Origin of the sequence: Mesorhizobium sp. B2-7-1, assembly GCF_006440735.1 — a bacterium.
Classification (GTDB): Bacteria; Pseudomonadota; Alphaproteobacteria; order Rhizobiales; family Rhizobiaceae; genus Mesorhizobium.
Window position 1 is genome coordinate 18,559 of the sequence record NZ_VFUA01000086.1, and the last position, 11,649, is coordinate 30,207.

Genomic DNA, 11,649 nt, shown 5'->3' on the forward strand with positions numbered 1-11,649 from the left:
CAACGCAAACGACCGGCTTGCAGCCAACTTGGACTGCAACTGCGACCAAAGGAGGCTGCAAGCCGGCCGACTTGCCGAGCTAACGCACGGTGACCGATGAGGCCGAGCGCACCGTCTCCGAAGCCGAGAAGACGACGAAGCCAAAGACCAGCACCGCAGCGGCGACGATCAGCGAGCCGATCGCCACGACAGGCTCGACCTCCGGATGGCCTGCCGCCAGCATCCAGTACAGCGCCGGCAGCATGATCACGATGCCGACCGTATAGAGGCCGTAGTGGATCATGGCGATGCGACGCTCGGCCTTGGCCGGATTGAGCGCATAGTAGCCGCCGAAGATCGCGCTGGTGACCCAGCCAAGAAGGTTGATGTGGGCATGCGCCGGGAAGGCGCCGTGATCACCCGAAATCGCCATCTGCAGCCCGGCGGCGATACCCAGGATGAGAAAGACGATGGCCGTCTTGAAGAAAAGCTCCGAAACCCGTGGCATTTTGTTGTCCTCCCAATGCCTCTATAAACCCGATTCCACTCTACATCGCGCAAGTCGAATTAGCCATCACACACCTAGGTCGGTGCGGCCATCGGGCGAAAGCGGCGAGATTGGTCCCATCCGGCAGATTTTCAAAAAAAATGGCTCGCCCCTTTCGAGGCGAGCCAAAAAGGGAGCCGGGCTTGAGGTCGGCTCCCATCCAGGTTGCCACCTGAATTTCAAACATGGCTAACGTAGCAGGGTGCGGGGTTTATTCCACCACAATAGCGGATCGATCCGGTAAGGTTTTCCAACCCGCGCGGCAGCGCAAGCCCTTGCCGATCGGGCACCGCGAACAAAGGCGCCGACCGAACGTCCCCTTCCTTTCTAGCCGGAGGGCGAAAGCATGCGCTTCAGCGTCCCGTCTGGTTCCATTGCGTCCATTCCCCTGAATACGAGGCGTCCCACGCCTTCACGTTGCTGAATAGTCGAAAGGAGGTGGCCGAATTTGGCTCGAAAGCTCCCGCAATTTTGGCCGCAATCTTACATTTTCGTATGAGGGGCATTCGCGCCCGCAATGACGATCCGCGACCGGCCCGGGCGCCTTGCAAGCGCGCGGCATTTGGGCAATGCTTGGGATTGGGGGAGTGGTTTCCGTAATGTCGGAAGCACGATTACATGTTCATTGACTACTACGAACTTCTGGAAATAAGCCCGAACGCCAATTCTGAAACCATCGAGCGGATCTTCCGCTACTTTGCTATGCGCTACCACCCCGACAATCGGGAAACCGGCAATGAAGCGCGCTTCAGCGAAATCGTCGAGGCTCACAATACACTGCGAGACCCGGTCAAACGGGCTCAGTACGACATCCTTTATCGCGAGCATCTGGGCCTTCGTCACGAGCTTACGGAAGGCGCGCGCGATGCTGGCGGCATGGAGAGGGATGCCGTCATCCAGGCCAATCTGCTGTCGCTTCTCTATGTGAGGCGCCGGCGGGACGTCAACAATCCGGGCGTCGGCGACGACGAGCTCGAGCGCCTGTCGGGTTGCCCTCGCGAGCACCTCGAGTTCCACCTCTGGTACCTCAAGGCGAAGGGCTTCATCGGCAGGACCGAGAACGGGACATTCGCGATCACCGTAGAGGGCATCGATCACGCAGGGATGAAACACGGCGGGGAGCGAGCCGACGCCACCCGCCTGCTCGATCACGCCAACTAGGCCGATCATCAAAAGCCCGCCTACTGGCGCCTGAACCAGTGGCGGGCTCGATGAAGGAACAGCTACATCCCCGAGGAATCGACTGTCGTCTTCTCAACTCCCCATATCTGGGCTCGGTTCGCCGGGGGCGGCGGAGTCTAAGCCATGCACCATGGCGGGCAAGAACAGGGAGCATGGTTAGATTGACGTTGTGCTTCACCGAATACAAGGTGACTGAGGTCCGACGCGCCGACGCATTGGGCCGGTGCCGACGCGTCGAGGGTGGGCGAGGACGCCCCGCCAGGAGCCTGTTTGACGCAACCCCGCGTGGCTGGCGTTTCGAATATATCAAAAAGTGTTGCCGGCCTGTCGTGCCGACGATAAGTGTATCGGACTACGATATTTTTGCGAAAGAAGTCTGCGACACCCGAACGTGCGCACTGCCAGGCAGCGTCTTGCGTTTCATTCGCCAAGAAAGCACCGGCCATTCGCGAAAACAGGTGGCAACCTCTAGCGGGAATCGACACCCAACTGCGGCTCCCGCTTTGGCTCGTCTCGACCGAGACGAGCCATTTTTCTTCTGAGACCGCGAGTATCGACAAAAAAACCGCCGGGCGAGACCCGGCGGCTTTTCGTCCACCCTCTGGTCGGTTCGCCCGGCCTTATGGGGTTGTCGTCGTTGTCGTCGCGGTGGCAGCGGCGATGGCGTCGACCTTGCTTGCCAGCGTATCCTTGGCCCACGCGGTGACGTCGGCGTCGACGGGCTTGTTGGCCATGTCGGAAAGGGCGGTGTCCAAGGAAGCATCGGTGGGAGGCGGTGTATTTTGAGCCGCGGTCGTGGCGGCGGCGAGCGCATTGTTAGCTGCGGTCAACGCGGCATTCGCCTCATCGAGCTGCTGCTGGGTCGGGGTGGGCGCGCCGGGCGCAGTCAGCGCAGCGAGCGCAGCCGTGGCGTCATTCACAGCCTTCTGGGCCGCATCAACCGCCGCCTGCGCGTTCTGGGCCGCCGCGGCTTGCGTCACATAGGCCTGGACGCCCGCGAACTTCTTGCTCTTGGAATTCATGTAGGCGTTGATGTTGCGCTTCAGCGAGTTCAAGCGGCCGAGCTTGGCGTGAAGGTTCTTCTCCTTCGGCGTGGCAGCCGTCGTCGTGTTATCGGTCGAGCTGTCATCGGACGTGCTGTCGGTTCCCTTGTTGTGGCCGTGAGCGGAAGCCGACTTGCCGTGCGAGGCACCGCTGTTGCCATTGCCGTTGCCACCGGCATTTCCGCCGCCGTTTCCGTTGCCGCCATTACCATTGCCATTGCCGCCGCCATGGCCGCCGCCGTTGCCGCCGCCATTACCACCGGCGCCGGCGAATGCGGGGGCCGCCGCGAGCGCCAGAATGGCAAGGGATGCCAGAAGTGTCTTTCGCAATGTCATTGTGCTTCTCCGCAGATGAATCGTAATCGTGGCCCAACCGCTAGGCAGGCTCTTATGAGAATTTCCTAATGGCGTCGGATAAACTTTAAGCAATTGCGGTCGCGAAATGAGAGCATGGCCGCTGCCGCCCGGCGGTTTTCGGAAAATTTCGCTTTAACTCCTTGAAATTTAACGGAAATATAAAGGGCCGAGCGCCCTTGGGCCGTTTGGAACAATGAGGGCCCTCACCCCGCCAGACCATGGTCCCAAAAGGCGTTCTTGCGCCCGCGCAAGGGCGAGAGCAGCAAGGTCCCGTCGCACAGAAACTCACCCGGCTTCCGCAGCGCGGCATCCTGATCCGCGTGTTGTGGCCGCGTCCCGCCCCTTGACCCTTGCGCCGGTGCCGGACCGGCGACCGCTCCCCCTACCCGCCGATCAGCGGCACGGTCACCGAGGTGGTGTAGCTGATCGGGTAATCGCTGAAATAGGGGAAGCTGATGACGAAGGCATAGCTGGCGTTGACATGAGCCATGCGGAAGCCGCCGCTCGCCGGATCGGTGGTGATGGTGACGTTCACATTCTTCAGGCCAAGCGCCTGAAGCTTCTGCGTGGCGACGGCCTGGATGTCGGACTGCGTCAGCGTGTTGTTGAGCTGCAGCGAGCGCGCGGAGGCTTCAAGCGCATAGCGCACGCTGGACATGCTGTTCATCGACCAGCCAAAGGCGAAGATGCCGAACAGCAGCGTGATGAGGAAGGGCGCAACCAGCGCGAATTCGAGACCGGCGCCGGCCGAGGCATCGCCGGCAAATGCCCGCAATCTTTGGCTAGCGGACACGGACCACCTGCAGATGGCCCATGGCGGTGTTGTCCGGATATGGGCCGAAGGTGAACGGCGGAACCCAAGTGCCCGATGCCTGGATCTGGACGAAGACGGTAGGCACTTTCGGTCCGCTGCAGATGGTGGTCGAGGTGACCACGGTCGTGCCGCATTGATAGGTCCGGCTCACCGTGACCGCCGCGTCAGCCGGTTTCTGTTCCCAGCTCGCCAGCGCCGCGGCCTGGGTGGCATTGTCGTCGGTGCCGCCGGCCATGACGAGGTTGGCGGCCGTCTTGACTCCTGCCCGCATCGCCAGCGAGCTGGTGACGTAGGACCAGCCATCGAGGACGCCGAGAAGAGCGGCACACAACACCGGCATCACCAGCGCGAGTTCCACCGCGGCGATGCCGCCGCGGTCTCTACCGAAACGTTTTGCCGCTAGCCCCATGGCCGCTACTCGACGACCGCAACCGACTGGGCGGCTGGGATATCTTTCATCCCGAGGCTGGTGCAGTCCTGGTTGATGGTCGAATTGCCCGACCACTGGATGGTGTCGGCAACGACTTGCGTACAGCCATTCACGCCCGAGAAATTGCCGAGATAGTTGACCTGCTGCCTGGGAAAATAGATGGCGCCGGTTAGAAGCGAGTCCGCGGTGCCGTTGAAGGTGCTCTTCGCTGCGGTCCCCGTCCTGTCGCCATAGAACAGCACGCCCGAATAGGTTCCCGAGGTCGGCGCGCTCAGCGTCACCGTGGCATTGCCATTCATACTGACGGTGTTGTTGCCTGCCATGAAGATGGTAACGCCGCTGCCGGAGACGACAGCGTTGGCGTTGACCTTCATACTGCCCTGCACGACATAGACGCCGGGCTGCAATGTAACGTTGCCGTTGAGGCTCATGCCACTGCAGTAGGTGCCGGGCTGAAGTGTCTGCGACGTCTTGTTGCCGTTAACGTTTTTGCATGGGTTGCTCGCCGCGGGCGCCGGCAGGCTGGCGAACGGGTCGGCGGCCGGCAGCGCCTGGGTAATCGCGGCCTTGCAGACCATCACCGGCGGATTGTTCAGCACCACGCCGCCGACAGTGATCAGGCAGTCGGTCTGGACTGCCGCCGAGCCCTGGATCTTGATGGCGTCGGAGGCGTTCGAATTCGCCATGTCAACGCAGCCGACTTTCTTCGCGTTGGTGCTGCCGGAGAAAAGCAAGGCCTGCGAGGCCGTGAGACTGAGAGCTATGTCGCAAGCTTTGGAAGCATCGGTGATCAGCGCCACCGCCCTCGCCCGCTCCGGCACCTTCGTCTGCGTGAAAATGGAGGTGAACATCCGGTCGAGGTTCTGGTTGAGGATCACCTCCACCGCCTTCTTGGCCGTGTTCGGTCCGGACGTCGGCGGGGTGTTGACGACGATGGTGCCGCCGCCAAGTCCGTTCGAGGTGGCCGATGTCGTGGCGGCCGAGGTAATGGCGACGGTGTCGGAGCCCGCGATCTTTTCCAGCGCGCCGGCATAGGCGGCCGCATCCGCGATCGCTTGCAGCTTCAGGCTCGAATAGTACCAATAGGAGGTCTCGACGCCGAGCCCCGCGCCGCCGACGACGACCGGCAGTGTGAACGCAAAGATGGTCGCGACATTGCCGCCCTTGCCTTCGCAAAAGCGCCGAGAGGCGGGCCGAGAAAAAAGTTGTCTGAAGAACCGACCTGAAAAGGCCATGGCCAAGCGCGCCCAAACTATCCCGGCCGTGACGTCATCATTGCCGTATGAATGAATGCCTAATTAATTCGCTCGACTTGTGCCGGTAGGACCGCAGCGGGCCGCCGCCCCCATCTTGGGCCGCCAACATTACGACTTAAGGCTTAGCGCCCTTCAGACCTAAGGTCTAAGTATCAGTAAAACCATATATTTTAGCACTTTCTGCATTTTAACTTTTTTCCAAATCGCTCGTTGAGACGGCGCGCCTATCACTCTTGCCGTACGGCAAAGGGCGGGTTCCATGTTTGGACGGTTTTGGGCTTCAAGGCGCGGCAACTTCGCGGTCGCTACCGCTGTCGCCATGGTGCCGGTGATGCTTGGCCTGGCAGGGTCCATCGACCTGATAGGCACCAGCGACGACGCGGCGCAGCTGCAGAACTCGCTGGACGCCGCCGGCCTTGCGATCGGCACCAAATACCAGCCGAGCATGTCGGCGAGCGACGTGCGGCAACTCGGCCAGACCTTTTTCGCTGCCAATATGAGCGCCGCGGATGCGCAGGAATATTCCGGCAGCGTCGCCGCCTTCCAGGCTGCCGCCAGCGGCGATCCGAGCGCCTACTTCCTTTCGCTGTCGTCGAGCATCAGCCGCCCGGCCTTCGTCCCCGGCATGCCGACCTGGCAGGCGACGCGCTCCGCCTCGGTCAAGATCAAGCCTGGCGCGCAGGCCTGCGTGCTGGCGCTCGACCCGCACGCCGACGATGCGGTCAACCTGCAGGGGTCGACCAATGTGGCGATGACGGGCTGCGTGATCGCGGCCAATTCGGATGCCACCGACGCCGTCAACCGGGGCGGCTCGGCGATCGTCAGCGCCGGCTGCGTCTCAACGGTCGGCGGCACGCAAGGATTGACCCCGCCCAGCGCCACGCTTTCCTGCGGCGCGCCACACGAAAACCAGTACGCCTCGTTCGATCCGCTGGCCGACGTCGTTCCGCCTCCCTACACGCTCTGCCTGCCAGTGCCCAACGGCAAGACGATAACGCTCTCGCCGGGCACCTATTGCGACAAGACCCTGTCGGGGAAGATCACGCTCGATCCAGGCACCTACATCATGCGCAACATCACCATAAAGCCGGGCGGCAATGGCAGCCTGACCGGCCAGGCCGTGACGATCTTCCTGATGGAGAACTCGCAGATTTATATCAACGCCAACGAGCAGGTGAACCTGTCGCCGCCGACCAGCGGCCCCTATCAAGGCATCACCATCTATCAGGCGCACGGCAACACGCAGGCGCTGACGCTGAACGGTGGATCCGGCTCACTGGTGAGCGGCTTCATCTACGCCCCGGACGCCGCCATCACCTATACCGGGAATTCGGATATGAACGCGCAGGGCAGTTGCCTGCGGCTGGTCGGCAACACTGTCGCAATGACGGGAAGCTCCGCCGTGAAATCGGACTGCACGGCCGAACTCGGGAACCGCGAAATGTATGCGGGACGGATGATCACCCTCGCGAAGTGACCCGCCCGCCGAGAGGCAGATCATATCTAGCCCACGATGTCGGCGCCGGCCTGCTCATCGAGGAGCACGGCGCAGCCGCGCTGGAGCGCGACCTGCGTCAAGGCGTTAGCCGCATCCGCATCCGACGAGACGAAATCGCCGGTCAGGACGCGCAATTCCTCGACGGCCTTCGACATCGGCACGAGACGTCCGGCCAAACGGTCGCTCGCGCATGCGTCGATAACGCACAGAAGATCGATGAGTTCGAAATTATGCATGGCGGCCTCCGCCAGCGCCGTCCCTTCGCTCAATCAACGGCGTCAGGCGCTGACTGGTTCCCGCCGACTTCATCCGTGCGGTCTCGCCGGCGCGAGCCTGAGATCGAAGCGGGCGGGCAGGCAGGGCTCGATACAGGCCTTTCGCAGCGATCCGGTTGCCATCGTGTCGACCGGGAGAAGGATCACCATCTTGGCATGGCGCTCAGGCCAGAGCGGCCTGCCGAAGACGAAGAAGACGCTGGCAACGAACGCCGCCAGAAACAGCGTGGCAAACAGGTTCGCGATGATCCTGCCGGGTAGCATGGCCGGCAACTCCAAGAGCTTTTTGGGAGGGAAAGGAGTGCCCGCCATATCGCAGGAAATGGCAGGCACTCCGTGGTCAAACCGCCGATGAAGGGACTTTGTCCGGCGGCTCGCTAACCCAATGAATTGATGGCGCTGTTGTTGCCTCGAAATCGGCGCCTCGGGCCTCTGCGTTCGATGGGTGAGACTTCAGTCCGAACAGGCCCCGGACCGTCGCCCGAAGGCCGGAATATCCGCCGTCCATGAAGAGGCGCCAACCGCTTGGCTGAATTCGCGGTCGCCTCGATTATATTAGCGATACCTCATAATAAAGCGTATGGATGAGGCAGCGGTCGCCGACGATCGCATAGTCGTGCTCCACTTGCACAAAGGAAGGATGCCATGGCCGAAACCGCAGTGAACGTCAGCAAGCTCGAATCCAAATCGCACAACAATCCCGACGAGGTCCGCGCGCCCGCCAAGACGCGTGTCGAGATCGTCCGGCTGCCGGGCTATACGCTCGGGCGGATGAACATGCAGCCGGGCTGGAAATGGTCCGAATGTGTCAAGCCGGTGGTCAAGACCGAGAGTTGCCAGGTCTCGCATGTCGGCTATGTCGTGTCCGGCTCGATCACGGTGCGAATGACCGACGGCACGCAAAAGACCTTCGAGGCCGGCTCTTCCTACACCATCCCGCCCGGCCACGACGCCTGGGTGGAAGGCAACCAGCCGTTCCAGTGCATCGAGGTGCTGAGCGCCGAGCAATACGCCAAGCCAGCGTAGACGATTGGCGGCTGGGCGCTGCTATTGGGCGCGCAATCCTTTCTGCGGGAATGCGCGATCGGATTCCAAGGCCCACGCGCGTCGCTTCGCGCCTTGCTCGGTTCTCGAATGACGAACGCTTCAAGTCGCGTTTCCCTTGCAACCGCGTTGCAAACGTACCGGTTGTGCGCGGTTGCAACTGTTCTGGTATCCGGCTCGCCAGCTTGACAAGAGACCGCTTTTGTTCTCTTTATGTTCCGATTAAATCCCTTACAAAAGACGCAGCTAATGCTGCGGCGCCGCATTGCGGACCGGATGGAGACGGAGCGCAGGATGCTCGCCACGAACCACGCCGCGGCCGCCACCATCCTGCATGCCGATCTTGACGCCTTCTATGCCTCCGTCGAGCAGCTGCTCGACCCGTCGCTGCGCGGCAAGCCGATCGCCGTCGGCGGCGGCGTGGTGCTGGCGGCCTCCTATGAGGCGAAGGCCTTCGGCGTGCGCGGCGGCATGCCCGGCCGCAAGGCGCGCGAGCTCTGCCCGCAGCTCATCTTCGTCGGCGGTCATTTTTCAGAGTACCAGCGTCTCGGCGACGCGGCGATCAAGGTGCTCGGCGATTTCACGCCGGTGGTCGAGCGCATCTCGATCGACGAGGCGTTTGCCGACGTCGCCGGCTGCACGCATCTGTTCGGGCCGCCGCAGGAGATCGCGCGAAAAATCCGAGAGCGGGTGAAGACCGATCTCGGCCTGCCGATCTCGATCGGCGTGGCGCGGACGAAGCATCTCGCCAAGATCGCCTCGCAGGTGGCCAAGCCCGATGGGCTGGTGGTGGTCGAGCCCGGCACCGAGCTCGCCTTCCTGCGCGACCTGCCTGTCACGCTGATGTGGGGTGTCGGCCCGGCGACCAAGGCGAGGCTCGCCGAAATCGGCGTCGAGACGATCGGGCAGCTGGCGCGCACCCATAGCCGCGCGCTGGAGCGGCTGATCGGTCATGCCGCCGGCCAGAAGCTTGCAGCGCTTGCCTGGAACCGCGACCCGCGCAAACTCCAGACGCATCAGCGCGCGCATTCGGCCGGCGCGCAATCGGCGCTGGGCAGGAAGCCGGCGCTGCCGCGCGTCTTCGTGCCGACGCTGCTGCATCTGGCCGACCGCGTCGCCAGCCGGCTGCGCGCCAAGGACCGGCCCGGGCGCACGGTCACGGTGCGCGTGCGCTTCGCCGATCTGCGTGCGGTCACCCGCTCGATCACGCTGGAACAGCCGATCCAGGCGACCGCGATGCTGGCCGAGATCGCCGAGGAGCTGGTGCGCGGCGTGCTCGCCGCCCATCCGGGCGAGCGGGACATCTCGCTGCTTGCCATCTCCGTCTCGCATCTGGAGGAGCATGCCGAGCTGCAGCTCGAACTGCCGCTCGGCCTCGCCGACGAGAAGCGCAGGCCCGGCAGCCGCAAAGGTCTCGCCCGCTTCGGCGCTGACCGCGCCATCGACAAGATCCGCCAGCGCTTCGGCAAGGAGGCGGTCGGCTACGGCACGGTGGCGCTGGAAGGCGCGCGCTCGGTGCCGGACGGGTTCAGGGAGCTGGCGGAGAAGGAGTTGTAGCGTGCCCTCAGCCGGCGCGCACCACCGCCCAGTCCAGCCGCATCGTCGCGCTCATCGTTTGCCCATCACCGAGCACCGTCAGTCCCTCGCCGTGATGCGCGTCGACCGGGTGGGAGACCGGCTCGAAGCAGAAGAAGCCAGCATCCGGCGACGGCGAATAGAGGATGTAGACGTCGAGCTTCGGCGAAGCGCTCAGCGTGATCTTGATCCCATCGTCGAGCTGCGCGATCGAGGCGCGGCCGTCCCAGCCGTCGAAGGCGTTGTTCACCCAGCCCCGCGGCAGTGGGATGGGACGCGCGAAATCCCAAGCCGGGCGCTCGCCCACCGGCACGACGCCGACGGGCAGGTGCCGCTCATCCTCCAGCCAGACGCGCTTCGCCTTCGCCTTGAGCAGCGTTTTCTCGCCGCGCGGAAACCACGGATGGAAGCCGAGGCCGTAAGGCAGGCGCATGCCGGCGCGGTTCTCGACGGTGACGCGCGCCTCCAATGCGCCGTCCTGCAGCGCATAGGTCACGGACGCCGCATAGCGGTAAGGCCCGATCGCCCCCTCGTCCAACACCAGCTCGGCTTCGGTGTCGGTTTGGCGGGCAAGCCGCCACGGCTTCTGGAACCCGTCACCATGGATCGGAAAGGCTTCGCCGGGCACATTCGGCGCGACCGCATGGAAGCGAGCATCAAACTCGAAGCCGCCGCCGGAAATACGGTTCGACCACGGCACCAGGAGCTGGCAGCCGGATGTGCCGATACCGTCCCCCGGCTTCAGCAACGGAACCGGCTCGCCGCCGATCGCCAGCGCGTCATATCGGGCGATCGCCGCACCTTTCTCGGGCGCCAGGACCAGCCTCGCCCGCCCGTCGTTCAGCTCGACCACGCCGGGCATGTCTTACCAGCCGCCGTCGACGGCGATGTTCTGGCCGCTGATCATGTCGGAAGCGGGCGAGACGAGGAACAGCACGAGATCGGCGACGTTATGAGGCTCGATGCGCTTCTTCAGGCTCTGGTTCGCGAGGATCCAGTCATTATACTCCTGCAGCCGGTCGCCGAAGACGCGCTCTTCCGCCTCCGAGACCACCGCGCCCGGCGACACGGCGTTCACCCTGATGCCATGCGGCCCGAGTTCGCGCGCCAGCGATTTGGTGAGGCCGAGCATGGCGCCTTTCGACGCGACATAGGGCACGTAGCCGTCCCAACGGCCGTTGAGCGTGATCGAGCAGAAGTTGACGATCTTGCCGTAGCCCTTGGCCTTCATGCCTGGAGCGCAGGCCCGCGCCAGCGCGAAGGCGGCCGATGAGTTGACGCGGATCTGGTCCTCATACTCGGCGAGCGAAAATTCCTCGAACGGCCGGTTGATGATCAGCGCCGCGTTGTTGATCAGGATATCGATGCCGCCTTCCTTCGCCGCCAGCGCGGCAACCGCCGCTTCCGCCTCGGCCAGCCGGTTGAGATCGCAGCCGACGAAGGCGATGTCGCCGCCAGCTTCGCCGGCCAGACCGGCGACGGTCTCCACCGCATTTTCGGCATCGGGGCGGTCGAGCAGCAGCACGCGCGCGCCGGCCCGCGCCAGCGTCACCGCCTGGGCCCGGCCGAGCGAGCCGAGGCCGCCGGTCAGCAGCACCTTACGACCAGCAAGCACCTTCATTGCCAAGTTTCCCTAGAGCACGCCATGC

Annotated in this window: 13 protein-coding genes; 4 read left to right on the forward strand and 9 right to left on the reverse strand. The window is 63.6% G+C overall.

The features are described 5' to 3' along the window. Window positions 1-79: 79 nt before the first annotated feature. Complete coding sequence (locus FJ471_RS25500; protein WP_140807491.1) at window positions 80-487, reverse strand: hypothetical protein; 408 nt, start codon at window positions 485-487, stop codon at window positions 80-82. 657 nt (window positions 488-1,144) lie between these two features. On the opposite strand from FJ471_RS25500, the gene FJ471_RS25505 reads away from it, so the two are divergent. Continuing rightward, window positions 1,145-1,687, forward strand: a complete 543-nt coding sequence (locus tag FJ471_RS25505) for a J domain-containing protein (protein WP_140807492.1) — start codon at window positions 1,145-1,147, stop codon at window positions 1,685-1,687. A gap of 641 nt (window positions 1,688-2,328) precedes the next feature. Here FJ471_RS25505 and FJ471_RS34925 read toward each other — a convergent pair. The 4 genes from FJ471_RS34925 to FJ471_RS25530 all read right to left on the reverse strand — a co-directional run bounded on the left by FJ471_RS34925 (window position 2,329) and on the right by FJ471_RS25530 (window position 5,587). After that, window positions 2,329-3,180, reverse strand: a complete 852-nt coding sequence (locus FJ471_RS34925) for a hypothetical protein (RefSeq protein WP_246684831.1) — start codon at window positions 3,178-3,180, stop codon at window positions 2,329-2,331. 310 nt (window positions 3,181-3,490) lie between these two features. Then, the gene (locus tag FJ471_RS25520) at window positions 3,491-3,901 is read right to left on the reverse strand and encodes a TadE/TadG family type IV pilus assembly protein (RefSeq protein WP_181179720.1); all 411 of its coding nucleotides are present in this window, start codon (window positions 3,899-3,901) and stop codon (window positions 3,491-3,493) included. After that, the gene (locus FJ471_RS25525) at window positions 3,891-4,331 is read right to left on the reverse strand and encodes a TadE/TadG family type IV pilus assembly protein (protein ID WP_140807495.1); all 441 of its coding nucleotides are present in this window, start codon (window positions 4,329-4,331) and stop codon (window positions 3,891-3,893) included. Before FJ471_RS25525 ends, FJ471_RS25520 begins: the two co-directional genes overlap by 11 nt. A gap of 5 nt (window positions 4,332-4,336) precedes the next feature. Then, window positions 4,337-5,587 (reverse strand): pilus assembly protein TadG-related protein, encoded by a 1,251-nt coding sequence (locus FJ471_RS25530; protein ID WP_140807496.1) that lies wholly within the window; start codon window positions 5,585-5,587, stop codon window positions 4,337-4,339. 280 nt (window positions 5,588-5,867) lie between these two features. Here FJ471_RS25530 and FJ471_RS25535 point away from each other — a divergent pair, with 280 nt between their 5' ends. After that, entirely contained in the window at window positions 5,868-7,085 is a 1,218-nt protein-coding gene (locus tag FJ471_RS25535; protein WP_140807497.1) for a TadE/TadG family type IV pilus assembly protein, read from the forward strand. Between the two features lie 26 nt (window positions 7,086-7,111). Here FJ471_RS25535 and FJ471_RS25540 read toward each other — a convergent pair whose 3' ends face one another. Both FJ471_RS25540 and FJ471_RS25545 read right to left on the reverse strand, forming a co-directional pair. After that, window positions 7,112-7,342: a hypothetical protein gene (locus FJ471_RS25540; protein WP_140807498.1), complete on the reverse strand. Its 231-nt coding sequence runs from the start codon at window positions 7,340-7,342 to the stop codon at window positions 7,112-7,114. A gap of 69 nt (window positions 7,343-7,411) precedes the next feature. Next, a complete protein-coding gene (locus FJ471_RS25545) occupies window positions 7,412-7,645 on the reverse strand; it encodes a polymerase (protein ID WP_140807499.1) in 234 nt (77 codons plus the stop codon). A 381-nt stretch (window positions 7,646-8,026) separates the two neighbouring features. On the opposite strand from FJ471_RS25545, the gene FJ471_RS25550 reads away from it, so the two are divergent. Together FJ471_RS25550 and dinB are read left to right on the forward strand one after the other, a co-directional pair. Continuing rightward, entirely contained in the window at window positions 8,027-8,407 is a 381-nt protein-coding gene (locus FJ471_RS25550) for a cupin domain-containing protein (protein ID WP_140807500.1), read from the forward strand. A 312-nt stretch (window positions 8,408-8,719) separates the two neighbouring features. Next, window positions 8,720-9,982, forward strand: coding sequence for a DNA polymerase IV (gene dinB, locus FJ471_RS25555; RefSeq protein ID WP_140807501.1), 1,263 nt, complete (start codon window positions 8,720-8,722; stop codon window positions 9,980-9,982). A 7-nt stretch (window positions 9,983-9,989) separates the two neighbouring features. Here dinB and FJ471_RS25560 read toward each other — a convergent pair whose 3' ends face one another. Both FJ471_RS25560 and FJ471_RS25565 read right to left on the reverse strand, forming a co-directional pair. Further along, the gene (locus FJ471_RS25560) at window positions 9,990-10,862 is read right to left on the reverse strand and encodes an aldose 1-epimerase (RefSeq protein WP_140807502.1); all 873 of its coding nucleotides are present in this window, start codon (window positions 10,860-10,862) and stop codon (window positions 9,990-9,992) included. Window positions 10,863-10,865: 3 nt separating this feature from the next. Beyond that, the gene (locus tag FJ471_RS25565) at window positions 10,866-11,621 is read right to left on the reverse strand and encodes an SDR family oxidoreductase (protein WP_140807503.1); all 756 of its coding nucleotides are present in this window, start codon (window positions 11,619-11,621) and stop codon (window positions 10,866-10,868) included. Window positions 11,622-11,649 lie beyond the last annotated feature (28 nt).